The sequence below is a fragment of the Leucobacter sp. Ag1 genome, from assembly GCF_000980875.1.
Classification (GTDB): domain Bacteria; phylum Actinomycetota; class Actinomycetes; order Actinomycetales; family Microbacteriaceae; genus Leucobacter; species Leucobacter iarius.
The window spans coordinates 32,546-55,255 of sequence record NZ_LAYO01000087.1; the positions used below are offsets into that span (position 1 = coordinate 32,546).

The window sequence follows — 22,710 nt, forward strand, 5'->3', positions numbered from 1 at the left end:
CGGGTATTCCGTCTGCTCGCGCCCGCGCCGGGTATCGTGAGGCGCAAGCGATTCGCAGCGAACGGAGCCGCCATGTCCGATCAGCACTTCCCGGGGGTACCGGACCCGCAGGGCGGCGCGCCGGCGGATCCTGCCCCCGCGGATGCGCCCCGCTACGCGCCTCCGCCGCAGTACGCTCCCCCGCAGTACGCGCCGCCGCAGGCGACGGTCCCGCAGCTCGCGCCGCCCGTCCCGCCCTACGGACCACCGCCCTCCGCCGCCCGTCGGCTGCCCGTCGGCGCCTGGATCGGGATCGGCGCGGGGGCGCTCGTGCTCCTGCTGGTGATCGCCCTCGGGGTGTTCCTCGTCGCCGGGGTGCTCGGCGCGCAGCCGCGATCGTCGACGGCGGGATCCGCTCCCTCCCCCACGCCGAGCGAGACCGCTCCGTCCGACGGCGGCGCGGGCTCCGGGAACTCGCTCGACACCCGGGTCGACTTCGCCGCGGGTCCCTTCTGGTCGATGACGATCGACTCCGCGAACGGCTGGACGGCCGAGATCATCGACCAGCAGGGGGTCAACCGGATCCGCAACGAGCGGACGAGCTGCGTGCTCATGACCTACCAGGGGGCCGGGGATCCGAAGGCGTCGATGGCGAGCGACCGCGCCGCGACGGACGACACGCTCGAGGCCGCGCTGAAGATCGGGCTGCCGTGGACCGGGGCAACCGGGAGCCCGGAGGTGGAGCCGGACAGCACGGTCTCCGTTCCCCTGGACGGCGGCGGCAGCGTCGAGATGCTGCGCCTCACGAGCCGGTACCAGACGGCCGACGGCGAACGGGAGCGCACGATCCTGCTGCGTGCGTTCACCCCCGCGAACAGCGCGCTGATGGCGCAGGTCGACTGCCCGAGCTGGGCGGCGCGGACCTTCGGGGATCCGGCGCTCCAGGGGCTTTCGATCACCGAGCGGTGAGGCCTGCGCGAAATCGTTCGAACTGATAGGCTGTGACGGTTGTCTGTGCGCGTCGCGATCCGCGCTGCCCACGGACACAATGCACAAACACCCTCCTGTCACAGAAATCCTGTGGCCGTGAAGTCCGAAGGAGGTGGGTCAGTAATGCATCCGTACGAACTGATGGTGATCCTCGATCCCGGTATCGACGAGCGCACCGTGGCCCCCAGCATGGACAAGTTCCTCGGGGTCATCCGCAACGCGGGCGGCGAGATCGAGAACGTCGACATCTGGGGCAAGCGCCGTCTCGCCTACGAGATCAAGAAGCAGTCCGAGGGCATCTACGTCGTGGTGAACTTCACCGCTACGCCCGAGGCCACGAACGAGCTGGATCGTCAGCTGGGCCTCAGCGAGGCCGTGCTGCGCACCAAGGTCCTCCGCGCCGACGAGCTCATCGCTCAGCGTGCCGCTCAGTCGAAGCGCGACCAGGCCAAGGCCGCTCGCGCCGCGAAGCAGGGCGCATAAGTCATGGCCGGCGAGCCGCTGATCACCGTCGTCGGGAACCTGGTTGCCGACCCCGAACCGCGCGTCAGCCAGGCCGGTAAGTCCTGGGTGACGTTCCGGATCGCCTCGACGCCGCGCGTGCGCGACCGTCAGTCGGGCGACTGGTCGGACGGCGAGGCGCTGTTCCTCGGCTGCCGCGCCTTCGGCGAGTACGCGGACAACATCGCCGCGTCGCTCACCAAGGGCACGCGAGTGATCGTCCAGGGCCGTCTCACCCAGCGCAGCTACACCGACAACCAGGGGCAGCAGCGCACCTCGCTCGACCTCGAGGTCGAAGAGGTCGGCCCCACGCTCCGCTGGGCCTCGACCCAGGTGACCCGTGGTCAGTCGCGTGGTCAGGGCGGCGGCTTCGGTGGCGGACAGCCCGCCGGGCAGCCCGGTTGGGGTCAGTCGGCCGCTCCGGCGCCGGCCCAGCGCAGCGGGGACAACCCGTGGGCGAACTCGGGCACCGGCGGTCAGGGCGGGTCGGCAGGCGACTTCGGCTCAGGCTTCGACGACGAGCAGCCCTTCTAACAGGGCTCGGACGCTCGCCCTCGGGCGAGCACCCTCTCACTACACTTTTGCCCCCTCGGGGGCGGATCACGAAAAGAGATCAATATGGCTGGCAAGTCAAGCGGCGCAGGCCGCAAGCCGGGCCGCGGCAAGAACGCGAAGGCCGCCGCGCCCGCGAAGAAGCAGACGGTCGGCGTCATCGACTACAAGGATGTCGCTACCCTCCGCAAGTTCATTTCTGAGCGCGGCAAGATCCGCGCCCGCCGCATCACCGGTGTGTCGGTTCAGGAGCAGCGTCTCATCGCGAAGGCCGTGAAGAACGCCCGCGAGATGGCGCTCCTCCCCTACTCCGGCTCCGGCCGCTAAGGAGGCGAATCATGGCAAAGGTGATTCTCACGAACGAGGTTCAGGGTCTCGGGTCCGCGGGTGACGTGGTCGAGGTCAAGAACGGCTACGCGCGCAACTACCTCGTGCCCCAGGGCTACGCGGTGAACTGGAGCCGCGGTGGCGAGGCTCAGGTCGCGCAGATCCGCGCCGCCCGCGAGGCGCGCGCGCACGCTTCCGCCGAGGACGCTCAGGCGCTCAAGGCGAAGCTCCAGGAGGGCAAGATCCGCCTGTTCGCGAAGACCGGTGCTGAGGGCCGTCTCTTCGGCTCGATCAAGCCCGCGAACGTGGCAGACGCAGTCGCCGAGGCCGGCATCGGCCAGATCGACAAGCGCAAGATCACGCTCCCGACCATCAAGGCGACCGGCGAGTACCGCGCGACGATCCACCTCTTCGAGGGTGTCGACGCGGACGTCACGCTGCAGATCATCGCTCAGCGCTAGTCGCTGACGCGCCACCGCTCGCTCGGCGAACGGTGGGAGCACGCACTGGGGCGGCGGTTCTTCGGAACCGCCGCCCCAGTGCATTCTGCGGCGCGTTCGCCGATCGTTCACCGGGACGGCACCCGGCGCCCGCTCGTCCGAACCGGCCCGAACGGAGGACCCGCCCGCGTCGATGCCTCCGAAACGGGATCGTGGCGCTCCGGCGGGGCATCTGCTCTCCACAATCGGGACGCGAGCAGCAACATTCAACTCTCGAATGAGGGTTCCCGCATTCCACAGGCGAGATTTCGGAAAACTCCTGATCCTGGGCCTGTGGTGAGCGAGATTCCACCACTCATCCACACGTTATCCACAAGCCTGGGGATAACACGCGGGAGGTTTCCGCGACTTCTCCACTGAGTTATCCACAGGGTTGAGATTGCTCGCCTTGTGGGTCACGCGGCACCCCTCTACCGTGAATGTCGGTGGCCCGGTGTCTGATGGGTGAACACCCTCCCCGGCCAGCACGAAGGAGCACACGAGTGTCGATCGCCCACCTCGGCATCCCCGATCCCCTCATGGACGACGAGGGGGGTCGCGGCACCGAGCGCACCCCGCCCTACGACCTGCTCGCCGAGCAGAGCGTGCTGGGCGGCATGCTGCTATCGAAGGACGCGGTCGCCGACGTCACCGGTCTGCTCACCGGCAAGGACTTCTACGTCCCCAAGCACGAGGTCATCTACGAGGCGATCCTCGCGCTCTACTCCCACGGTGAGCCCACCGACGCGATCACCGTCACCGACCAGCTCACCAAGACGGGCGATCTGCAGCGCGCCGGCGGTGCCGAGTACCTGCACACCGTCACGAGCATCGTGCCGACGGCGGCCAACGCGAGCTTCTACGCCGACATCGTCTCCGAGAAGGCGCTGCTGCGCCGACTCGTCGAGGCCGGCACCCGCATCGCCCAGATGGGGTACGCGGCCGAGGGCGAAGCGGTCGACCTGGTCAACCAGGCCCAGTCCGAGATCTACTCGGTGACCGGCGCGGCCCAGGCCGACGACTACGTCCCGCTCTCCGACGCCGTGCTCGCCGCCGTCGAGGAGATCGAGAAGGCGCAGAACCAGGAGGGCGGCATGATGGGCGTGCCGACCGGCTTCTCCGAGCTCGACGAGAAGACGAACGGCTTCGCCGGCGGCCAGATGATCATCATCGCCGCGCGTCCCGCCATGGGTAAGTCGACGCTCGCGCTCGACGTCGCCCGTTCCGCGTCCGTGCACGCCAACGCCTGCACCGTCTTCTTCTCGCTCGAGATGGGCCGCGCCGAGATCGCCATGCGTCTGCTCTCGGCCGAGGCCACGATCCCCATGCAGACCCTCCGCAAGGGCGCGCTCGACAGTCGCGACTTCCAGAAGCTCGCCGCGACGCAGGCGCGCATCAACGACGCCCCGCTGTTCATCGACGACAGCCCCAACCTCACGCTGGTCGAGATCCGGGCGAAGTGCCGACGTCTGAAGCAGCGGCACGGGCTCCGCATGGTCGTGATCGACTACCTCCAGCTGCTCTCGAGCGGCAAGAAGTCCGAGAGCCGTCAGCAGGAGGTCAGCGAGTTCTCCCGTGCGCTCAAGCTGCTCTCGAAGGAGCTCGACGTGCCGGTCATCGCGCTGTCGCAGCTGAACCGTGCGTCCGAGCAGCGCGCCGACAAGATGCCCGCCATCAGCGACCTGCGCGAGTCGGGTTCGCTCGAGCAGGACGCCGACATGGTGATCCTGCTGCACCGCGAGTCCAGCTACGAGAAGGACAACCCGCGCGCGGGCGAGGCCGACCTCATCCTGGCCAAGCAGCGTAACGGTCCCACGGGCACCGTCACGGTCGCGTTCCAGGGCCACTACTCGCGCTTCCAGGACATGCCGAGCGGCATGTAACGCGCGCCGCGCGGCTCGAGTCGCGCACGCATCGGCGGTTCCTGCGGGAGCCCGCACGAGCGTGCTCGGCTCCCAGCACCGGGCGGTAGACTGGATCGGACCTGAAAGGCGGGAAGAACGCGTGGCAGCTGCGGTGAACGAGGGAGACCTCCAAGCGGAGACGGCCGATCGAAGCCTCCGCGCCGTGCGGTTCGTCCGCGCGAGCGTGCTGCTCGTCATCGGCTTCGCGATCGCGTTCAGCGCGACCCTGCACGAGCAGGCGGCGTTCGATCGCTGGCTCGTCGTGGCCGCGCTCGTCGTGCTCGGTGCGGTGTGGGCCTGCGAGGCCGCCGCATCGCGACAGAATCCCGCGCTGGCGCGCACCGCCGTACTGCAGTCCGGCACGGCGATCGCCGCGGCCCTGGTGCTCGCGGTGCTGCCGTTCGCCGACCAGACGCTCGCGATGTCGCTCGTGGTCACCGCGTGGGCGATCCTCGTCGCGCTGCTCCAGCTCACGACCGTGCTCCGCGGCACGCAGACCCGGGCGGCGGGCCTCCCCGCCGTCCTGCTCTCGGCCCTGCTCGCGGTCGTCGTCCTCCTCTCTCGTGACGATGCGGTCGCGGTGATCGGCTTCTTCGGGGGGTACGCCGTCGTCTGCGGCGTGTTCCTCGGCATCTCGGCATTCGACTCGCGCGGGGCCGCAGCAGACGGAGCACCCGCGGACGCCCTCACGCAAGGACCCACAGCATGACCCAGCCCGAATCCTCTTCGAAGCAACCCGTCGACCCGTCTCGTCGCGATCGGCTGAAGCCGCTCGAGCTCATCGGCTTCGCCGTGGTGCTCTCGGTGTTCGCCGGGCTCGTGGTCCTCATGGCGACGCGCGAGATCGCCCTCGCGGGCATCTTCGCGGGTGCGGCGTTCATCGTGACCGTCATGGTCGTGGCGCTCGTCGGCTTGGGCGGCAAGCCGAGCGCCGAGGACGAGGCCGCGCGCAAGGACCTGCAGCACCCCGACGACGTCTGGCACTGAGCCCCGAGGGTCGCAACGCAGGCCCATCGATCGGCTGATGCAGATCCGCAGCGCCGAGTTCACGGCCATGAGCGAGCGGGTGTTCATCAACCAGGGCTGCACGTTCCTGGACTGCGCCGGGATCCGCCTCGGCGACCGGACGATGGTCGGCCCGAAGGCCTCGGTGCGGCGCAGCTGGTAGCGCTGCTCGCGCCTACTCCTCGTCGGGATCCTCGGGATCGATGGGGGCGTGGTGGTCGAACGCGACCGTGCCGCGCTTCCAGTAGCCGCTCAGCGCGTACTGCTCGCGCGGCAGCTGCAGCTCGTACTTGAGGAAGCGGCGCAGCGGCACGAGGCGGGATGCCTCGCCCGCGCCGAACACGAAGGTCTCGGCATCGACCCCGGTATCGCGCACGGCGTCGTCGAGGCCGCCGAACACCTCGCTGACCAGCACCTCGCGGCCGCCCTGCAGGCGCAGGTACTCGTCGACCCACTCCAGGTCGGCCGGCGGCACGTCGGCGATGACCTCGATCTCGACGTCCGCGGGCAGTTCCGCCGCCCAGCGGGCTGCGGCGGGCAGCGCCGAGCCGTCGGCCACGATCACGACGCGGCGCACGCCGTGGGGCAGGCCGTGCGAACCGCGGGGGCCGACCACGACGATCGAGTCGCCGACCTCGGCGGCCTCGGCCCAGGCGGCCGCGGGGCCGGGATCCTGGTGCCGCAGGAAGTCGAGGTCGACCGAGACCTCGCCCGTCTCGGGATCGCGGCGCACATTCAGCGGCGTGAAATCGCGGGCGAACATCGGGCCGTCGGGCCGCACGATGCCGTCCTCGCCGGCACCTGTGGGCGTCGGAGCGAGGTACTCGCCCGTGGCGGGGTTGGGGAAGAACACGCGGGCGTGGTCTCCGGGGCCCGTGGAGACGAAGTCGGCGAAGTCCGGGCCGGTCAGCGTCACTCGCACGTACGCCTCCACCGGGCGGCTCACGGCTGTGACGGTGCCGGTGCGGGCGGTGAAGCGGTGGCGCGTGCCCTCGCGGGTGAAGCGAGCGGGAGCGGTGGTGTCCTGGGACTCCGGCATGTGCAGCAGATCCTTTCGGCGGTGTGCCTCCAGCTTGTCGTACGGATAGCGCCGGAAGCAATCATCTGATGAAGTCGGGCGAGAGCTTCTCAGGATCTTCCCACGACGGATCCGCGCGCGGCCGAGCCGGTGCGCCGAGCCGACCGGGCGCTGCGGCGGGACTCCCGGCGCAGGCGGCGCCGGACCCGCGAGCCGCGCGCCCAGGCGCGCGCTTCGCGGCTGGACAGCGCCAGCAGCACCAGGATGTCGAGGGCGACCGTCAGCAGCGACGTGTTGATCGTGATCTCCTGGCCGGCCCGGAAGTAGCCGATCGCGGCCGTGATGATGCTGAAGGTGAGCCCCGCCATCGTCACGACGCGGGCGAAGTTGCTGCCACGCCAGATCATCCAGGCGAGCACGAGGAGCACGAGCACGCCGATGCCGCCGAAGAACAGCACGAGCCAGAGCGCGATGCGGGACTCGTCGACGTCGAGGTCCATCTCGGCGCCCATCTCGCGCCAGACGAGGGCGTACGCGCCGAGCCAGAAGGCTCCGACGAGGGCGCGGGCGAAGGTCAGCCCGGCACCGAGGGCCGTGGTGCCGGGGCGCCTGGCCTGCGGCGAGACGGCCGTCTCGTGCGCGAGCAGCGGCGCGGGGGACTCGACGGACGAGCGCTTGCGCGGTTCATCGCGGTGCATCGGCCGCACCTCCCTCGATGACGGTGGTTTCGCGATCACCGGTGTCGGACTCGTCGGTGCTGAACCCCTCCGCGTCGAGCCCGCGCAGGTCGACCACCGGCAGGTGGCCGTCGGTGCGGACGCTGTCGCCGCCGCCGTTGCGCGAGTGGTAGCCGGTGGAGAAATCGCGCAGGATCTCGAGCTCGATCGTCGGGGACACACCGCGCAGCGAGTCCACGATGAAGTCGCGCTCGATGTCGATGTCGGCATCGATGCGGTGGGTTACCTGGAAGGTGAACAGCGAGAACCCGACGGCCCGGTCGAAGGTGCCCGCGGCGAGCCACCCGACCCGGGCGCCGCCCGGCAGCAGCCAGTCGTCGGGCGTGCGCCAGAACCGCACGTGGTGCCGCTTGGCCGGGTTGCCCTCCACCTCCTGCTGATACGCGAAGTCCTGGATCCGCCCGAACAGGAACAGCGGGCTGACCGGGGCTTCGTGATAGCTCCGGCGGCTCAGCGTCGAGGTGACGATGCGCAGCGAGCTGCGCGCGGTCACCGGATCGGCGCGGGTCCAGCCCGCCGCGAGCATCGCGGCGTGCAGCTGCGCCTCCTCGCCCTGCAGCGCGAGGTTGACGGGATCGCCCAGCAGGCCGTCGCTCGTGCGGGTGCGGCCGATGAAGTAGTCGGGCACGTAGATCGTCGTGAGCACGCGGTGGATCCGGGGGAGCACCAGGTAGGCGAGCATGCCCCAGAACACCACGAAGACGAGGATGCCCCACCAGCCCAGGTGGAAGCTCTCGGAGAGCAGCAGCCAGGCGAGCCAGAACGCCGCGATCCCGGCGAAGATGAAGAAGAACTCGTCGGCGACGGCGAGCAGGGAGAACCTTCGGCGCCGCGGCGCCCCGTTCTCCCTGCCCGCCGTCATCACGTCACCCGCGGAGCAGGTCGAGCAGCTGCGCGGCGGCGCCCGTGTAGGTCGCGGGGGTCAGCGCGAGCAGGCGCTGCTTGGCCGCGTCCCCGATCTCGAGGCCCGCGACGAACTCGACGAGCTCGGCCTGGCCGATGCGGCGGCCGCGGGTCAGCTCCTTGAGCGCCGCGTAGGGATCCTTGATGGTGGAGCGGCCGGCGGTCACCTCGGCACGGATCACGGTCTGGATCGCCTCGCCGAGCACCTCCCAGTTGGCGTCGAGGTCGGCGGCCAGCGCCTCGGGCGCCGCGTCGATCTGGCCGAGGCCCTTGAGGATGTTGTCGAGCGCGAGCACCGAGTGGCCCAGGCCGACGCCGATGTTGCGCTGCGCCGACGAATCGGTGAGGTCGCGCTGCCAGCGGCTCGTCACGAGGGTCTCGGCGAGCGAGTCGAGGATCGCGTTCGAGAGCTCGAGGTTGGCCTCGGCGTTCTCGAAGCGGATCGGGTTGACCTTGTGCGGCATGGTCGAGGAGCCCGTGGCGCCCTCGACGGGGATCTGGCGGAAGTAGCCGATGGAGATGTAGCTCCAGATGTCGGTCGCCAGGTTGTGCAGGATCCGGTTGACGTGGGCGATCCGGCTGTAGAGCTCGGCCTGCCAGTCGTGCGACTCGATCTGCGTGGTGATCGGGTTCCAGTCGAGGTCGAGACCCTCGACGAACTCGCGCGAGATCGCGAGCCAGTCGGCGTCGGGATCGGCGGCGAGGTGCGCCGCCCAGGTGCCCGTGGCGCCCGAGAACTTGCCCAGGTACTCGATCTGGTCGAGCTGCGCGACCTGGCGCGAGAGGCGGTGCACGAACACCGCGATCTCCTTGCCGAGCGTGGTCGGGGTAGCCGGCTGGCCGTGCGTGCGGCTCATCATGGGGAGCTCGCGGTACTGCTCGGCCTGGCGCGCCAGCTCGACGATGACCGACTCGAGCTTCGGACGCCACACCTCGGCGACGGCCTGCTTGACCGTGATGGCGTACGAGAGGTTGTTGATGTCCTCGCTCGTGCAGCAGACGTGGGTCAGCTCGGCCAGGCGGCCCAGGTCCATCTCGTCGAGCTTGCCGCGCACCAGGTATTCGACGGCCTTGACGTCGTGCTGGGTGGTGCGCTCGGTCTCGGCGAGCTGGTCGATCTCGGCCTGGCCGAAGTCCGCGGCCCAGGCGCGCAGCTCGGCGACCTCGGCGGGGCTCAGGGGGGAGGCGCCGAGCAGCGAGTGCTCGGTGAGGTAGACGAGCCACTCGACCTCGACGTGCACGCGGGCCTTGTTGAGGCCCGCCTCCGAGAGGAAGTCGCCGAGACCGGCGACCGCGGAGCGGTAGCGGCCGTCGAGCGGGCTGATGGGCTGCGTGGGAAGCGAGGTCATGTTCGGCGTTCTCCCGAGTCGGTGGCGTGCGCTGGTCCGATCATTCTCCCACGCGTCCGGGCGGGGAGCGGGATCGCGCGGAGCGGGCAGAATCCGGACGCCGGCCTAGTCGAGACCGACCTCGCCCGTGTCGCCGTCGTAGCGGAAGGTGCGACCGTCCTTCAGCGTGTACTTCACGCTGGTGCCGAGCGGCTTCTGGGCGAGCAGGAGGGTCTCGGCGTGCTTCGCACGCTTCGCGTACTGGGTCTGCGTCGCATCGTCGACGCCGAAGCGGGTTGCCGAGCGCATGTCGGTGAGGATGATCTGGAAAGCCAGGTACGCCCCCTCGTTCTCCTTCGTCTGCGGGATCTTCTTCCACAGCGACCCGTCGTCGTGCATCTGCCGGTAGCGATCGCCGAGGGCCTCCAGGCGCGGTGCCACCGGGCCGGACCCGTCGATCTCGGGATCCTCGGGGCCGAAGACCCGCTCGTCATCGTCTTGCGAGTCGTCCGATTCGGAGTCGTTCGGGCTCGGCTTGGACTCGCTCGGCCTGGAGGACTCCGGAGCTGCCGAGGTGCTCGGCGCGGGCTTCGGCGGGAACTGCAGGGGGAAGCACGCGGTCAGGGACGCCGCGAGAGCGAGGGCGATGCCGCCGAGCAGTGCGGCGGTCCGCGTCGCGGATCGCGGGGGACGGCGGTGCGATTCGGGTGCGGCCATGACTCGAGCATATCCGTAGGGTTGAACGGGTCCGGATCGTCCGAACCTGCGGCGCGTAGGCTCGGGGCAGGGGAGCGAGGGGAGCAGCGATGTCGCTGATGGTCGATCGATGGGCCGAGGGCTGGGCCGCGTGCCGCGCGAAGCCGCTCGAGCGCGACGGGGACGCCTGGCTGGTGCGAGTCGGCGACGAGCATCGCGACCTCGAGTTCGTGGTCGAGGATCCGTCGCCCGCGGAGGCGGCGCGCCTCGCCGCGCTCGCCTCGGGCCCGCGCCGGTGGCTGACCGTGCTCGGCGACCCGGAGCCGGCGGCCGCGACGGCGCTCGCAGGCCTGCCGACGGTCTCGCAGGTCGAGACGATGATGACGGTGCGCCTCACGGCGGAGCCGCACGACGGCGACGCGATCCTGGCTGAGGACGGCGACGTGGTCCGGGCGTCCTTCGAGATCGACGGCGTCGAGGCGGCGCGCGGCATCGCGGCGCTCGCCGCGGGCTCCGTGGTCCTCGACCGGATCTCGACCGACGAGCGATTCCGCCGGCGCGGCCTGGGGCGTCGCGTGGTCGCGGCGCTCACCGGGTGGGCGATGGATCGGGGCGCCGACACGGGCGTGCTCATCGCCTCGCCGGCCGGTCGGCGCCTCTATCTCGAACTCGGCTGGAGCGATCTGCTGCCCGTGGCGAGCTACGCGGGACCCGCGGAACCCGCCGCGTCGCGCGCCGAGAGCCGCTCCAGCAGCACGGCGCAGCTCCGCTCCACCTGAGCGAGCACCCGGTCGTACACGGGCTGCTCGGAGTAATAGGGGTCGAACACGTCGGGATCCTCGGGGTGCTCGGGATCGAACTCGGTCAGCAGCACGATCCGGTCGGGATCCGCTCCGCGCTCGCGCAGCGCGTCCACGTGACCGCGGTCGAGCGCCACCAGCAGGTCGTTGCCCGCGATGTCGGCGTCGCTCAGCTGCGCGGCCCGGTGCGCCTCGCCGTCGTAGCCGGCCCGGCGCATGGCGTCGCGCCCGCGCGCATCGGCCTGCTGGCCGACATGCCAGTCGCCCGTTCCGCGCGAGGTCACGGCGAAGCGGTCGCCCGATCCCGCCCGCTCGGCGAGGGCGCGGAACACCACGTCGGCCATGGGCGAGCGGCAGATGTTGCCCGTGCAGACGAAGCAGACGCGCAGGGGAGCGGCGACGGCCGCCCCGGTCGTCGACCCGGCCATCGGATCAGCGATCCCGGTCCGCGCGCTTGCCGGTGCCGAGGATCCCGTTCATGATGCCCGACAGGATCGAGAGCACCAGCGCCCCGAGCACGCCCCACCAGAACGTGTCGACGTGCAGGCCCCAGCCGAGCGCGTTCGCGAACCAGGCGACCACGAGCAGCAGGAAGCCGTTGATGATCAGGCCGAACAGGCCGAGGGTCAGGATCCGGAGCGGGATCGACACGATGCGGATCACGGTGCCGAGCGTGGCGTTCACGATGCCGAAGATGAGCGCGATGAGCAGGAAGCTCATGATCCGGGCGCTCGAGTCGTCGCCGTAGGGCTCGACCCAGACGCCGTGGTCGCCGCTGCCGCCCACGATCAGCGTGGTGAGCCACAGCGCGAACGCGCAGACGATGATGCGGACGATGATCCTCATGCCATCGATTCTCGCACCCGGGCCGCGGAACCGCCCGGGAATCCCGCGAGCCTCCTATCCTGGCCCGAGGACCACGAGAGGATCGCCGCCGCATGCAGGACCCGATGAGCGAGCGCGGAACGACCGCGAGCGACGTCGCGAGGCGCGTCGAGACGCTGCAGGGGTTCGGTCGCCTCGACGAGGCCGCGGAGGAGTGCGGGACCGGGCTCGCGAGCTTCCCGGAGGATCCGCGGCTCTGGGACCTGCTCTCCGAGATCGAGCTGGCCCGCGAGAACTTCGCCGCCGCCGAGCACGCGGCCCGCACCGCGGTCGGGCTCGAGCCCGAGAACGGTCTGCTGCCGATGACGCTCGTCATGACCCTGATCCATCTGGAACGCTTCGAGGACGCGCGCGATCTCGCTCGCGGAATGGTGGCGCGAGCCTCCTGGTTCGCCGGGGCGCACCTGCTGCTCGCCCACGCGGAGGCGGGCGTCGGACAGCGGCAGCCCGGCGCGCTCCACCTGGCGCGCCAGCACGCGCAGACCGCGGTGTCGCTCGCGCCGAACGAGCCGACGGTGCTCAGCTCGGCCGCTGCGGTCATGAGCAAGATCAACGAACGCAGGGAGGCCGCCCGCCTGGTGCGGGCGGGCCTTGCGCTCGACCCCGGCAATTCCGACCTCCTGCTGCAGCAGGCCGATCTCGGTACCCGCACCGATGTCGGTGCCACACGACTGATCCGGTCGGTGCTCGCAGCGGACCCGACCGACTCGGCCTCCGCGTGGGCGCTCCGCGAGACGGTCTGGACCCGTCGGCGCCTGATTCCGGCGTTCGCGATCTGGAGCACCGTCGCGATCGCGGTGCCGCTCGCGTGCCTCCTCCTCGTGGTCCTGATGATCCAGAACCTCGTCATCCTCTTCATCGGCATGCGCTCCGCCCTGCCCCGCGGCGAGTACCGCCGGACCTGGGAGCAGGCGCCGCGATTGCGATTCGCGGTGCCGCTCGCCCTCGTCTGCCTCCCGTGGCCGCTGTGGGGCGTCGTCACGCACTGGTTCGCGATCGGTGCGCCGCTGCTCGGACTGCTCATCGCCGAGCTCGCGATCCTGTTCGGGTCCCGAGCCGACGAGCGCCGGCTCGAGGGGCTGCACTCCGCCTCGACGCTGCGCCACATCGCCCGGGTCAAGCGCGAGGAGGCCAACACCGGCTGGGGGCGGCTCGCGGTCGGGGGCCTCGCCGCCCTGACCGGAGTCGTGGCGGCGATCACGGCGGTCGTCGTCTGGTTCGCGTACGCCGGGGTCGGCATCGGCGGCGCACTGGCCGGCGCCTGCGCCGCCTTCGGCGTCATGGCGGTCTTCGCCGGCCCGCCCCTCGTCGCACTCGCGCAGGCGAAGGAGCGTCGCCTGGTCGCCGAGCGGCTCCCCGTCGGGGGCGCGACCCGCACCGCTCGCCGCATCGCCGCGGCCGCGATCGCGCTCGCCGCGGTCGGCGCGATCGTCTCGGGGATTGGCCTGGGGCTCTGGCTAAGCTGAGGGGATGAGCGAAGCCGCGTCCGCAGCCCCCCGTCCCCCGGTCCGCCTGCGGGCCGACGTGCTCGCCGTGCCGCCCTACCGCCAGGGCGCGGCACCCACCCGGCCCGGGTTCAAGCTGTCGAGCAACGAGAACCCGTTCCCGCCGCTGCAGGCCGTCGTCGACGTGCTCTCCGACCCCGCCGCGGTCAACCGCTACGCCGCCGCCGCGATGCCCGAGCTGCGCGCCGCGCTCGCCGCCGAGTTCGGCGTCTCGCTCGACGGCGTGCACCTCGCCGCCGGATCCGTCGCGATCCTGTTCCAGCTCGTCGCCGCGGCAGCGGCCCCCGGCGACGAAGTGCTGCACGCCTGGCCCAGCTTCGAGGCGTACCCCTCGCTCGGCCTGAGCTCGGGCGCCGTCTCGGTCCCCGTGCCGCTCACCGCGGACGCCGAGCACGACCTCGACGCGATGGCGGATGCGATCACCGAGCGCACCCGAATCGTGCTGCTCTGCACGCCCAACAACCCGACCGGTCCGACGATCCGCCGCGCCGACTTCGAGCGCTTCATGCAGCGCGTGCCCGCCGACACCCTCGTAGTGCTCGACGAGGCCTACCGCGAGTTCGTCACCGACCCGGAGGCCGTTCGCGGCGAAGAGGTGCTCGCGAACCACCCCAACCTGGTCGTGCTGCGCACCTTCTCCAAGGCGTACGGTCTCGCCGGTCTGCGCATCGGCTACGCCGTCGGCGCCCCGGCGATCCTCGCCGCCGCGCAGGTCACCGCGATCCCGCTCTCGGTCACGGGCGTCGCCGAGGCGGCCGCGCTCGCGTCGCTGCAGCCGGACGCCCGAGCCGAACTCGCCGCCCGTATCGAGGTGCTCGTCGCCCGTCGCACCGAGCTCGTCTCGGGTCTGCGCGGACTGGGCCTTGCGATCCCGGAGGCGCAGGGCAACTTCGTCTGGATCCCCGAGGGGCCCGGCGGCGTCGAGAGCGCGGCCGACCTCGCCGCCGCCTTCGCCGCCGAGGGCACCCTGGTGCGCCCGTTCCCGGGGGCGGGCGTGCGGATCACGGTCGCGGAGGCCGAGAGCCTGCCCGTGGTGATCGGGATCGTGCGCGGGTTCCTCGCGGCCCGGTAGCGGGCGGACTGGCGGGACGCCCCGAACATATCCGCGATTCGCGATGCGGCCTCGTTACACTCGGAACGATGGCCGAACAGATCAGCGCGAGCCCGCTGCACAGCGGAGCCGACCCGGAACCGATCCGATTCCTCGATGAGGACGGGCGGTTCGCGCCGTCCGGAACCGCCGCGGAGTACGCCGCCGAGCTCGAAGGCGTCACCGACGACGAGCTGCGGCAGTGGTACGTCGACATGGTCGCCACCCGCGCCTTCGACACCGAGTGCACGCACCTGCAGCGGCAGGGGCAGCTGGCGCTCTGGGTGCCGAGCGTCGGTCAGGAGGGCTGCCAGGTGGGCATCGCCCGTGCCTCCGAGCCGCAGGACCACATCTTCCCCGCGTACCGCGAGCACGCGATCGCCCGGATCCGCGGCGTGGGATTCCTGCAGGTCGCGGCGCAGTTCCGCGGCCTCACGCACGGCGGCTGGGACGTCACCGACCCGGCGAACGGCAACTTCCACCTCTACACGCTCGTGCTCGGGGCCCAGACCCAGCACGCGACGGGCAACGCGCTCGGGCAGTTGCTCGACGCGAAGCGTCGCGCGGGCGTCACCTCGATGGACGCGGGCGAGGCCGCCACCGAGACCGGCGAGGCGACCCTCGTGTTCTACGGCGACGGCACGACCAGCCAGGGCGACGCCAACGAGGCGATGATCTTCGCCGCGAGCTACCAGACCCCCGAGGTGTTCGTCGTGCAGAACAACCGCTGGGCGATCTCGGTGCCCGTCGAGCGACAGTCGCGCACCCCGCTCTACCGCCGCGCGCTCGGTTTCGGCCTCCGCGCCGTGCAGATCGACGGCAACGACCCGCTCGCGGCCTACGCGGTCGGGCGCCGGTTCCTGCGCGAGGCGCGCACGGGCGGCGGCCCGGGCTACATCGAGGCGCTCACGTACCGCATCGGGGCGCACACCACGAGCGACGACCCGACCCGGTACCGCGAGAACGCCGAGCTCGCCGCCTGGCAGGAGCGCGACCCGATCCAGCGGTTCGAGCGCTACCTGCGCGATCGCGGCCTCATCGACGATGCGTTCGTCGAGCGCACCGCCGCCGAGGCCGATGCCGAGGCCAAGCGGGTGCGCGATGCGATCCTGACCCTGCCGGCGCCCGACGCCGACGACATGTTCGCCCACGTCTACTCCGAGCCGCACCCGCGGATCGAGGAGCAGCGCGACTGGCTCGCGCGCTACGAGGCATCGTTCGAGGAGGGTGCTGCATGAGCGCCGTGCAGACGCTGACCGAGCGGCAGACCCTGCCGATGGCGCGCGCCATCAACGAGGGGTTGCGCGCCGCGATGGCCGCCGACGAGCGCGTGCTGCTGATGGGCGAGGACATCGGCCCGCTCGGCGGCGTGTTCCGCGTCACCGACCGGCTGCAGGCCGAGTTCGGGTCGGCGCGGGTGCTCGACACGCCCCTCGCCGAGGCCGGGATCGTGGGCAGCGCGATCGGCCTCGCCATGCGCGGCTACCGCCCGGTGATCGAGATCCAGTTCGAGGGCTTCATCTTCCCGGCCTTCAACCAGATCGTCACGCAGCTGGCCAAGATCACGAGCCGGCACGACGGCACCGTACCGATGCCGGTCGTGATCCGCGTGCCCTACGGCGGGCACATCGGTGCGGTCGAGCACCACCAGGAGAGCCCCGAGGCGTACTTCGCGCACACTCCGGGTCTGCGCGTGGTCGCGCCCTCCACCCCGAACGACGCCTACTGGATGATCCAGCAGGCGATCGCGTCGGACGACCCGGTGCTGTTCTTCGAGCCCAAGGCGAAGTACTGGCAGAAGGGCGAGGTCGATCCGACCGGCGCCCCCGGCGAGCTGCACCGCACCCGCGTCGCCCGCACCGGCACCGACTGCACCGTGGTCGGCTTCGGTGCGATGGTGACCACGCTGCTGCAGGCCGCCGACGTGGCCGCGGCCGAGGGGACGAGCCTCGAGGTCGTCGACCTGCGCTCCGTGTCGCCCATCGACTACGAGCCGCTGCTCGCCTCGGTGCGCAAGACCGGCCGCCTCGTCGTCGCGCAGGAGGCCCCGGGCAACGCGAGCGTCGGCAGCGAGATCGCCGCGCACGTGGCCGAGCAGTGCTTCTACTCGCTGCAGGCGCCCGTGCTCCGCGTCTCGGGATACGACGTGCCGTTCCCGCCCGCGCGCCTCGAAGGAATCTATCTGCCGGATGCCGATCGCGTGCTCGAAGCCGTCGATCGCACGATGCACTACTAGGAGAATCCCCGATGAGCGAGCAGATCTTCCCCCTTCCCGACGTCGGCGAGGGCCTCACCGAGGCCGAGATCGTGACGTGGCACGTCGCCCCGGGCGACCGCGTCGAGCTGAACCAGGTGATCTGCGAGATCGAGACGGCGAAGTCGCTCGTCGAGCTTCCTTCGCCGTTCGCCGGTGAGGTCACCGAGCTGCTGGCCGAGGTCGGGCAGACGGTGCCCGTCGGCGACCCGATCCTGCGCGTGCGCTCGGGCGACGCGGCGGATCCGTCCGCACCGGACGCTCCCGCCGCGGCTCCGGCGGCATCGCCCGCGCCCGCTGACTCGGACGAGACCCGCGACGCGGTGGCGGACGCCGCCGCGAGCGTGCAGCACGAGGAGGACGCCGGGGGAGCCGTGCTCGTCGGCTACGGCACCGCCGGCACCGTGAAGTCGCGCCGTCGCCGCGGCGGTGAGCCGCTGCTCGCGGGCGCCGCTCCGGTGAACGCCGCTCCGATCCCGGTCGCCGCCGCGGCCCCGGTGATCGCGAAGCCGCCGATCCGCAAGCTCGCGAAGGATCTCGGCGTCGACCTCGCCGAGGTGCACGGCACGGGGATCGCGGGCGAGATCCTGCGCGACGACGTCGTGCGCCAGGCCTCGCAGGCGAGCCTGTTCCGCAACCTCTCGACGCCGGAGCCCGCCGAGGCGCGCGAGGAGCGGATCCCGCTGAAGGGCATGCGCAAGCAGATCGCGAAGGCGATGGTCGAGAGCGCGTTCGAGGCGCCCCACGTGAGCGTCTTCACCGACGTCGACGCGACCCGCACCATGGAGTTCGTGAAGCGGCTCAAGACGTCGCCCGACTTCGCCGGGGTCAAGGTCTCGCCGCTGCTCATCTTCGCGAAGGCGATGCTGTGGGCGATCCGCCGCAATCCGCAGGTCAACTCGACGTTCACCGAGACCGAGATCATCCGCCACCACTTCGTGAACCTCGGCATCGCCGCTGCGACGCCGCGCGGCCTCGTCGTGCCGAACATCAAGGACGCGCAGGACCTCAGCCTGCTCGACCTGGCCAAGGCCATCGAACAGCTCACGATCACCGCGCGCGACGGGCGCACGCAGCCCGCCGAGATGCAGCACGGCACGATCACGATCACGAACATCGGCGTGTTCGGCATGGACTTCGGCACCCCGATCCTCAACCCGGGCGAGTGCGGGATCATGGCGATGGGCACCATCCGCGAGAAGCCGTGGGTGGTCGACGGCGAGGTGCGCCCGCGCATGGTCACCACGGTCGGCGGATCCTTCGACCACCGCATCGTCGACGGCGACGTGATCTCGCGCTTCGTCGCCGATGTCGCGTCGGTGCTCGAAGAGCCCGCACTGCTGCTGGACTGACCGGCGGAATCGGCGGATCGGAGACGGGCCCGTGACCTGGGAGCAGCCACCGCTGCCGCCCGAGTACCGCGAGCGGCTGAGCCGCGGGCGGCGCACCCGCTGGAACGCGTCGTGGGAACCTCCCCGCGACGCGACGGAAGGCCGGCTGCGCCGAGGCGCCGCCGCTTCCTGGATGGTGGGCCTGCCCTACGCGGTGCTCGCGGTCTGCTGGATCGGCGCGCTGGTGAACGTCGACAACTGGGCCGGGCTCGGCTGGCTCGCCGGGATGTGGCTCGCCTGCCTGCTGCTGTTCCCGTCCGCGCTGCTCGGGGCGATCTGGGCCGGAATGGTGCGCCGATGGGGCGCGATGTGGTGGGGGATCGTCGCCGCCGTGCTCTGCCTGCCCGGATTCCTGCTCGGGTTCTCGGTGCTCTTCTCGATGATCCTCTGAATTTCTGACCCGACGGAACGCGAACGGGTCCGTCTCCGGTGAACCGGAGACGGACCCGTTTCGGCGACGGTCCTCGGGACCGCGGCGCCGTGCGGTGATCCGCCGGATCAGACCGCGGCGAGCTCCGCTCGGCGCGCGTGCAGCTGATCGAAGGTCGCGAAGGTCTCGGCGATCGGGTTGCCCGTGAAGTGGCCGACCCAGCCGTCCTCATCGTGGAAGAAGCGGATCGAGGTGAACTCGGGCGCGGTGCCCATGTCGAACCAGTGCGTGGTGTTCGCCGGCACCGAGACGAGGTCGCCCGCCTCGCAGTAGAGCGCGTGCACCTTCCCGTTCACGTGCAGGTAGAACACGCCCGCGCCCTTGGCGAAGAAGCGGTCCTCGTCGTCGTCGTGCTGGTGCTCCGACAGGAACTTCTCGCGCGACGGGCCCTTGACCTCGTCGTAGTTCGCCTGCGCGGGGCTGAGGCCGACGATGTCGACGAGGGTGTAGCCCTCCGACCGCTTCACCTGCTCGACCTCGTCGGCGTAGAGCGCGAGGATCTCGTCGAGGCTCGCGTCGTCGGCGAAGTCCTTGACCTCCCAGCGGAAGAAGCGCGCACCGAGCGCGTTCAGCGCCGTGCGGATCTCCGTCTCGTCGGTGGTCTCGACCACGGGGGTCGCGGGATCGGTCTCGTTCCAGATCGTGAGCAGCGTCATCGGTCCCTCCTCGGGGTTCGGGTGTCTCGGGTTCCGCGGCGCCCCGGGCGGGGCGCCGTCACAGGCCTCGGGCGGCGACCGCGTGGCGCAGCAGCCACTCGACGATCTCGAGGTGGTGCCGTGCGGCGGTCGCCGTGCGGCCCCAGGCGTACATGCCGTGCCCCGCCACGATGAGCGCGGGCACCTCGGGGGTCCCGTCCGTCGCGGGCGCGTACACCTCGTCGAAGCGCGCGGCCTCGACGGCCATGTCCTGGTGGTTCGGGATCACGGGGATCCGCACGGTCGCGTCGTGGGCCGGGTGCCCGATGCCCTTCAGCATCTCGAGGTCGCGGATCTCGACGCCCTGGGGCCACAGTTGACCGGCGAGCACGGCGTCGAGCGCGTGCACGTGGAACACGGCCTCGGCGCCGGTGCGTGCGGCGATGTGGGCGTGCAGGCCGGACTCGGCGGAGGGCTTGCGTGCGTCCGCGGGATCGGCGCTGCGACCGGCGGCGTCGACGAGCACGACGTCGCGCTCCGTGAGCTCGGACTTGTCGAGGCCCGACGCGGTCACCGCCAGCAGCAGGGGATCCCGGTGCATCACTGCCGAGAGGTTGCCCGCCGTGCCGCGCATCCAGCCGAAGTCGGCGAAGCGGGAGGCCTCCGCGGCGAGCACGCGGCCCGCCTCGCGCAGGCGCTCGGCGGGGACGAGCGGGACGCCTGCGCCTGCAGCGGGAGCGGCGACGGCGCCCGCGGGGGCGTCCGCAGGGACGACCTCGATGCGGTCGAAGCGCGGCACCGCGGGGGCTGCGAAGTCGGCGCCCGCCCACGGCTCTCCCGCGCGGTCGAGCGCGACGACCCGCCAGCCGGCGTCGAGCGCCGCGTCGACCTCCTCGGGGTGGTCGGTGAGGAACAGGGTGCGCCCCGGATCGGTGCCGAGGGCGTCGGCGATCCGCGCGTAGGAGGCCGGATCCTTCTTGGGGCCGGCGTTCACCGTGTCGAACCAGGCTTCGACGAGGCCCGAGAGGTCGCCCTGCGGGGCGTTGCGGAACCAGGGCTGCTGCGAGGCGACGGAGCCCGAGGAGTAGACCGCGATGCGGATCCCACGCTCGTGCCAGTCGCGCAGCCGCGGAGGCACGTCGTCGAAGAAGTGCGAGGTGATCTCGCCGGCGGCGAAGCCCTCGGCCCAGATCACGCCCTGGATCGTCTTCAGCGGCGTCGACTTGATGTCGGAGTCCATCAGGCGGCGGAGCGCGTCCGCGACCTCGGCGTCGGAGGCGTCGGCGTGCAGGCCGGCTTCGGCGATCGCCTGAGCGCGGGCCTGCTGCACGACGTCGTCCGCGCGGCCGAGCACGGCGTCGAGCCGGGGCCGGGCGTAGTCGTAGAGGTCGCCGAGGATGAATCCTGCGGCGCTCGTCGTGCCCTCGAGGTCGACGACGACGGCGTCGGCGGTCACCGGGGTGGGGGCGGTCATGCGCTCTCCTGGGGATCGGTGGCCGTCGCGGCCGGGTCCGGAACTCCGCCAATGCTAAGCGCGGCGCGGGCCGCGGTCCCGCCGGATTACGTCGCATTGCGGCGCCGGGGCGGAACGGCAGAGGGCCCGCCCCGGCGAACCGGTGCGGGCCCTCTGCGCACCGCTGCGAGCGGTGCCGGGTGCCGGTGCTTAGGCGTCGACCTTCTTCAGGTCGTGCGCGTTGAGCAGGCGGAACGCGAGGCCCGCGAGCACCGCGCCGACGGCCGGCGCGAGGATGTAGAGCCAGATGTTGGCCCAGTCGAAGTTGCCGTTGACCGCGAGGCCGAGGGCCACTGCCGGGTTGAAGCCGCCGCCCGAGATCGGGCCGACGGTCGAGGCGCCGAGGAACACGGTGGTGCCGATGGCGAGGCCGTAGAACGAGTTGCCCTCGTTGTCCTTCGAGGTGGCCACGTTGAGCACGACGAAGACGAGCACGAAGGTGAAGACGAGCTCGGCGATGAATGCCGGGCCGGTCTCGATCTTGACCGCGGCGTCCGGGCGCTTCCACAGGGCGGAGGCGAGCAGGGCGCCGAGCACGCCGCCGACGAACTGGGCGACGATGTAGACGACGAAATCGCCGACGCTGAGCGCGCCGCGGATGAGCGCGCCGAGCGAGACGGCCGGGTTGAGGTGCGCACCCGAGATGTGGCCGGTCGCGTAGACCAGCACCATCAGGGTGAAGCCGATGATGAGCGGCGTGAAGTCGCCGCCGTTGTTGATCGCGCCGATGATCGTGAAGACGAACAGCAGGGTCGCGAGTGCTTCAGAAACTGCGTTGCGAAGGACGCCAGTCATTGTGCTCTCTTTCATGGAATCGAGAGGTTTCCCCCAGGTTTGTGTTCATTATGGCAAAACCTGAGCATTTCGAGGGGAAATCGACGCAGAACCGTCACCGACGACCAGGGGCCGCCTCCGAATGTTCGGAAACGGCCCCTGGTCAGGCGCTTCGACCGCAGTCGAGTTGCGGTTCGGTTGCGCTTCGGTTGCGGGTCAGCGCGCGTCGAATCGGTCGAGGTTCGAGACCTTGACCCAGGCTGCGACGAAGTCGCGCACGAACTGCGCTTCGGCGTCGTCGCTCGCGTACACCTCGGCGACGGCGCGCAGTTCGGAGTTCGAGCCGAACACCAGGTCGGCGCGGGTGCCCGTCCAGCGCCGCTCGCCGCTCGACTCGTCGACGCCCTCGAACGCACGCTGCTGCGGGTCGAGCGCGCGCCACTGCGTGTCGAGGTCGAGCAGGTTGACGAAGAAGTCGTTCGTCAGTGCGCCCGGGCGGTCGGTGAGCACGCCGTGCTGCGAGCCGTCCCAGTTGGTGCCGATGACCCGGAGGCCGCCGAGCAGCACCGCCATCTCGGGTGCCGAGAGGGTCAGCAGATTGGCGCGGTCAAGCAGCAGGTGCTCGGCCGGGATGCCGAGGGCCCGTGCGCTCTCGTAGTTGCGGAAGCCGTCCGCCGCGGGCTCGAGGAACCCGAAGGACTCGACGTCCGTCTGCTCCTGCGCGGCGTCGGTGCGGCCGGGCAGGAAGGGGATCTCGACGTCGTGGCCCGCCGCTGCCGCCGCCTGCTGCACGCCGACGTTGCCCGCGAGCACCACCAGGTCGGCGATCGAGACCTCGGCACCGCCCTCGGCGTCGAACTCGGCCTTGATCGCCTCGAGCGCGTCGAGCACGCGGCCGAGCTGCTCGGGCCGGTTGGCCTCCCAGCTGCGCTGCGGCTCGAGGCGGATGCGGCCGCCGTTCGCGCCGCCGCGCTTGTCGCTGCCGCGGAACGACGCGCTCGCCGCCCACGCGGC

27 protein-coding genes are annotated in these 22,710 nt (G+C 71.1%); 16 read left to right on the plus strand and 11 right to left on the minus strand.

Annotated features, from left to right (window positions below):
- Positions 1–72 precede the first annotated feature (72 nt).
- The 9 genes from XM48_RS06410 to XM48_RS17825 all read left to right on the plus strand — a co-directional run bounded on the left by XM48_RS06410 (position 73) and on the right by XM48_RS17825 (position 5,900).
- Positions 73–948, plus strand: coding sequence for a hypothetical protein (locus XM48_RS06410; RefSeq protein ID WP_046454974.1), 876 nt, complete (start codon positions 73–75; stop codon positions 946–948).
- Positions 949–1,092: 144 nt separating this feature from the next.
- Complete coding sequence (gene rpsF, locus XM48_RS06415) at positions 1,093–1,452, plus strand: 30S ribosomal protein S6 (RefSeq protein WP_046454975.1); 360 nt, start codon at positions 1,093–1,095, stop codon at positions 1,450–1,452.
- 3 nt (positions 1,453–1,455) lie between these two features.
- Entirely contained in the window at positions 1,456–2,004 is a 549-nt protein-coding gene (gene ssb / locus XM48_RS06420) for a single-stranded DNA-binding protein (RefSeq protein WP_046454976.1), read from the plus strand.
- Between the two features lie 84 nt (positions 2,005–2,088).
- Complete coding sequence (gene rpsR, locus XM48_RS06425; protein WP_046454977.1) at positions 2,089–2,349, plus strand: 30S ribosomal protein S18; 261 nt, start codon at positions 2,089–2,091, stop codon at positions 2,347–2,349.
- Between the two features lie 11 nt (positions 2,350–2,360).
- Positions 2,361–2,810 (plus strand): 50S ribosomal protein L9, encoded by a 450-nt coding sequence (rplI, locus tag XM48_RS06430; protein WP_046454978.1) that lies wholly within the window; start codon positions 2,361–2,363, stop codon positions 2,808–2,810.
- A 521-nt stretch (positions 2,811–3,331) separates the two neighbouring features.
- Complete coding sequence (gene dnaB, locus XM48_RS06435; RefSeq protein WP_046454979.1) at positions 3,332–4,711, plus strand: replicative DNA helicase; 1,380 nt, start codon at positions 3,332–3,334, stop codon at positions 4,709–4,711.
- Positions 4,712–4,895: 184 nt separating this feature from the next.
- Positions 4,896–5,441 (plus strand): hypothetical protein, encoded by a 546-nt coding sequence (locus tag XM48_RS06440; RefSeq protein ID WP_231580822.1) that lies wholly within the window; start codon positions 4,896–4,898, stop codon positions 5,439–5,441.
- Positions 5,438–5,719 (plus strand): hypothetical protein, encoded by a 282-nt coding sequence (locus XM48_RS06445; protein ID WP_046454980.1) that lies wholly within the window; start codon positions 5,438–5,440, stop codon positions 5,717–5,719. Before XM48_RS06440 ends, XM48_RS06445 begins: the two co-directional genes overlap by 4 nt.
- Positions 5,720–5,756: 37 nt before the next feature.
- The gene (locus tag XM48_RS17825; protein ID WP_156174948.1) at positions 5,757–5,900 is read left to right on the plus strand and encodes a hypothetical protein; all 144 of its coding nucleotides are present in this window, start codon (positions 5,757–5,759) and stop codon (positions 5,898–5,900) included.
- A 12-nt stretch (positions 5,901–5,912) separates the two neighbouring features.
- Here XM48_RS17825 and XM48_RS06450 read toward each other — a convergent pair whose 3' ends face one another.
- From XM48_RS06450 to XM48_RS06470, 5 genes are all read right to left on the minus strand, one after another.
- A complete protein-coding gene (locus XM48_RS06450; RefSeq protein WP_046454981.1) occupies positions 5,913–6,776 on the minus strand; it encodes a siderophore-interacting protein in 864 nt (287 codons plus the stop codon).
- An 89-nt stretch (positions 6,777–6,865) separates the two neighbouring features.
- A complete protein-coding gene (locus XM48_RS16870; RefSeq protein WP_156174949.1) occupies positions 6,866–7,453 on the minus strand; it encodes a hypothetical protein in 588 nt (195 codons plus the stop codon).
- Complete coding sequence (locus XM48_RS06460; RefSeq protein ID WP_084821034.1) at positions 7,440–8,354, minus strand: LssY C-terminal domain-containing protein; 915 nt, start codon at positions 8,352–8,354, stop codon at positions 7,440–7,442. Before XM48_RS06460 ends, XM48_RS16870 begins: the two co-directional genes overlap by 14 nt.
- Before the next feature lie 4 nt (positions 8,355–8,358).
- Entirely contained in the window at positions 8,359–9,744 is a 1,386-nt protein-coding gene (gene purB / locus XM48_RS06465) for an adenylosuccinate lyase (protein WP_046454982.1), read from the minus strand.
- 105 nt (positions 9,745–9,849) lie between these two features.
- A complete protein-coding gene (locus XM48_RS06470; protein WP_046454983.1) occupies positions 9,850–10,440 on the minus strand; it encodes a hypothetical protein in 591 nt (196 codons plus the stop codon).
- Positions 10,441–10,529: 89 nt separating this feature from the next.
- Here XM48_RS06470 and XM48_RS06475 point away from each other — a divergent pair, with 89 nt between their 5' ends.
- On the plus strand, positions 10,530–11,198 hold the full coding sequence (locus XM48_RS06475; RefSeq protein ID WP_046454984.1) for a GNAT family N-acetyltransferase: 669 nt from the start codon (positions 10,530–10,532) through the stop codon (positions 11,196–11,198).
- Here XM48_RS06475 and XM48_RS06480 read toward each other — a convergent pair.
- Positions 11,120–11,647 carry a low molecular weight protein-tyrosine-phosphatase gene (locus tag XM48_RS06480; RefSeq protein WP_046454985.1) on the minus strand — a complete coding sequence of 176 codons (528 nt, stop codon included), beginning with the start codon at positions 11,645–11,647 and terminating at the stop codon, positions 11,120–11,122. The genes XM48_RS06475 and XM48_RS06480 overlap by 79 nt on opposite strands.
- A 4-nt stretch (positions 11,648–11,651) precedes the next feature.
- Positions 11,652–12,065 (minus strand): phage holin family protein, encoded by a 414-nt coding sequence (locus XM48_RS06485; RefSeq protein ID WP_046454986.1) that lies wholly within the window; start codon positions 12,063–12,065, stop codon positions 11,652–11,654.
- A gap of 104 nt (positions 12,066–12,169) precedes the next feature.
- Between XM48_RS06485 and XM48_RS06490 the strand changes: the two genes are divergently transcribed.
- The 6 genes from XM48_RS06490 to XM48_RS06515 all read left to right on the plus strand — a co-directional run bounded on the left by XM48_RS06490 (position 12,170) and on the right by XM48_RS06515 (position 18,735).
- On the plus strand, positions 12,170–13,570 hold the full coding sequence (locus XM48_RS06490) for a hypothetical protein (protein ID WP_197074158.1): 1,401 nt from the start codon (positions 12,170–12,172) through the stop codon (positions 13,568–13,570).
- A 4-nt stretch (positions 13,571–13,574) separates the two neighbouring features.
- Positions 13,575–14,681, plus strand: coding sequence for a histidinol-phosphate transaminase (locus XM48_RS06495; protein WP_046454988.1), 1,107 nt, complete (start codon positions 13,575–13,577; stop codon positions 14,679–14,681).
- Positions 14,682–14,749: 68 nt separating this feature from the next.
- Positions 14,750–15,937, plus strand: coding sequence for a thiamine pyrophosphate-dependent enzyme (locus XM48_RS06500; RefSeq protein ID WP_046454989.1), 1,188 nt, complete (start codon positions 14,750–14,752; stop codon positions 15,935–15,937).
- Positions 15,934–16,935, plus strand: coding sequence for an alpha-ketoacid dehydrogenase subunit beta (locus XM48_RS06505; protein WP_197074159.1), 1,002 nt, complete (start codon positions 15,934–15,936; stop codon positions 16,933–16,935). The genes XM48_RS06500 and XM48_RS06505 overlap by 4 nt, the downstream gene beginning before the upstream one ends.
- 11 nt (positions 16,936–16,946) lie before the next feature.
- Positions 16,947–18,305: a dihydrolipoamide acetyltransferase family protein gene (locus XM48_RS06510; protein WP_046454990.1), complete on the plus strand. Its 1,359-nt coding sequence runs from the start codon at positions 16,947–16,949 to the stop codon at positions 18,303–18,305.
- Between the two features lie 31 nt (positions 18,306–18,336).
- Positions 18,337–18,735: a hypothetical protein gene (locus XM48_RS06515; RefSeq protein ID WP_046454991.1), complete on the plus strand. Its 399-nt coding sequence runs from the start codon at positions 18,337–18,339 to the stop codon at positions 18,733–18,735.
- A gap of 107 nt (positions 18,736–18,842) precedes the next feature.
- Here the strand turns inward: XM48_RS06515 and XM48_RS06520 are convergent, their stop codons facing one another.
- The 4 genes from XM48_RS06520 to XM48_RS06540 all read right to left on the minus strand — a co-directional run.
- Complete coding sequence (locus XM48_RS06520) at positions 18,843–19,430, minus strand: acireductone dioxygenase (protein ID WP_046454992.1); 588 nt, start codon at positions 19,428–19,430, stop codon at positions 18,843–18,845.
- Between the two features lie 58 nt (positions 19,431–19,488).
- Positions 19,489–20,883 carry an acireductone synthase gene (gene mtnC / locus XM48_RS18455; RefSeq protein ID WP_231580823.1) on the minus strand — a complete coding sequence of 465 codons (1,395 nt, stop codon included), beginning with the start codon at positions 20,881–20,883 and terminating at the stop codon, positions 19,489–19,491.
- A 189-nt stretch (positions 20,884–21,072) separates the two neighbouring features.
- Positions 21,073–21,717 carry an MIP/aquaporin family protein gene (locus tag XM48_RS06535; protein WP_046454993.1) on the minus strand — a complete coding sequence of 215 codons (645 nt, stop codon included), beginning with the start codon at positions 21,715–21,717 and terminating at the stop codon, positions 21,073–21,075.
- A gap of 195 nt (positions 21,718–21,912) precedes the next feature.
- Positions 21,913–22,710, minus strand: a 798-nt coding sequence (locus tag XM48_RS06540) for a peroxidase family protein (protein WP_046454994.1), incomplete at its 5' end; no start/stop codon positions are given.

What these genes read in the sequence shown, in the direction of transcription:
- XM48_RS06410 (WP_046454974.1), top strand. Translation starts at nt 73, where the DNA reads ATGTCCGATCAGCACTTCCCGGGGGTACCGGACCCGCAGGGCGGCGCG.
- rpsF (WP_046454975.1), top strand. Translation starts at nt 1,093, where the DNA reads ATGCATCCGTACGAACTGATGGTGATCCTCGATCCCGGTATCGACGAG.
- ssb (WP_046454976.1), top strand. Translation starts at nt 1,456, where the DNA reads ATGGCCGGCGAGCCGCTGATCACCGTCGTCGGGAACCTGGTTGCCGAC.
- rpsR (WP_046454977.1), top strand. Translation starts at nt 2,089, where the DNA reads ATGGCTGGCAAGTCAAGCGGCGCAGGCCGCAAGCCGGGCCGCGGCAAG.
- rplI (WP_046454978.1), top strand. Translation starts at nt 2,361, where the DNA reads ATGGCAAAGGTGATTCTCACGAACGAGGTTCAGGGTCTCGGGTCCGCG.
- XM48_RS06445 (WP_046454980.1), top strand. Translation starts at nt 5,438, where the DNA reads ATGACCCAGCCCGAATCCTCTTCGAAGCAACCCGTCGACCCGTCTCGT.
- XM48_RS17825 (WP_156174948.1), top strand. Translation starts at nt 5,757, where the DNA reads ATGCAGATCCGCAGCGCCGAGTTCACGGCCATGAGCGAGCGGGTGTTC.
- XM48_RS06450 (WP_046454981.1), bottom strand. Translation starts at nt 6,776, where the DNA reads ATGCCGGAGTCCCAGGACACCACCGCTCCCGCTCGCTTCACCCGCGAG.
- XM48_RS16870 (WP_156174949.1), bottom strand. Translation starts at nt 7,453, where the DNA reads ATGCACCGCGATGAACCGCGCAAGCGCTCGTCCGTCGAGTCCCCCGCG.
- XM48_RS06460 (WP_084821034.1), bottom strand. Translation starts at nt 8,354, where the DNA reads ATGACGGCGGGCAGGGAGAACGGGGCGCCGCGGCGCCGAAGGTTCTCC.
- purB (WP_046454982.1), bottom strand. Translation starts at nt 9,744, where the DNA reads ATGACCTCGCTTCCCACGCAGCCCATCAGCCCGCTCGACGGCCGCTAC.
- XM48_RS06470 (WP_046454983.1), bottom strand. Translation starts at nt 10,440, where the DNA reads ATGGCCGCACCCGAATCGCACCGCCGTCCCCCGCGATCCGCGACGCGG.
- XM48_RS06475 (WP_046454984.1), top strand. Translation starts at nt 10,530, where the DNA reads ATGTCGCTGATGGTCGATCGATGGGCCGAGGGCTGGGCCGCGTGCCGC.
- XM48_RS06480 (WP_046454985.1), bottom strand. Translation starts at nt 11,647, where the DNA reads ATGGCCGGGTCGACGACCGGGGCGGCCGTCGCCGCTCCCCTGCGCGTC.
- XM48_RS06485 (WP_046454986.1), bottom strand. Translation starts at nt 12,065, where the DNA reads ATGAGGATCATCGTCCGCATCATCGTCTGCGCGTTCGCGCTGTGGCTC.
- XM48_RS06490 (WP_197074158.1), top strand. Translation starts at nt 12,170, where the DNA reads ATGAGCGAGCGCGGAACGACCGCGAGCGACGTCGCGAGGCGCGTCGAG.
- XM48_RS06495 (WP_046454988.1), top strand. Translation starts at nt 13,575, where the DNA reads ATGAGCGAAGCCGCGTCCGCAGCCCCCCGTCCCCCGGTCCGCCTGCGG.
- XM48_RS06500 (WP_046454989.1), top strand. Translation starts at nt 14,750, where the DNA reads ATGGCCGAACAGATCAGCGCGAGCCCGCTGCACAGCGGAGCCGACCCG.
- XM48_RS06505 (WP_197074159.1), top strand. Translation starts at nt 15,934, where the DNA reads ATGAGCGCCGTGCAGACGCTGACCGAGCGGCAGACCCTGCCGATGGCG.
- XM48_RS06510 (WP_046454990.1), top strand. Translation starts at nt 16,947, where the DNA reads ATGAGCGAGCAGATCTTCCCCCTTCCCGACGTCGGCGAGGGCCTCACC.
- XM48_RS06520 (WP_046454992.1), bottom strand. Translation starts at nt 19,430, where the DNA reads ATGACGCTGCTCACGATCTGGAACGAGACCGATCCCGCGACCCCCGTG.
- mtnC (WP_231580823.1), bottom strand. Translation starts at nt 20,883, where the DNA reads ATGACCGCCCCCACCCCGGTGACCGCCGACGCCGTCGTCGTCGACCTC.
- XM48_RS06535 (WP_046454993.1), bottom strand. Translation starts at nt 21,717, where the DNA reads ATGACTGGCGTCCTTCGCAACGCAGTTTCTGAAGCACTCGCGACCCTG.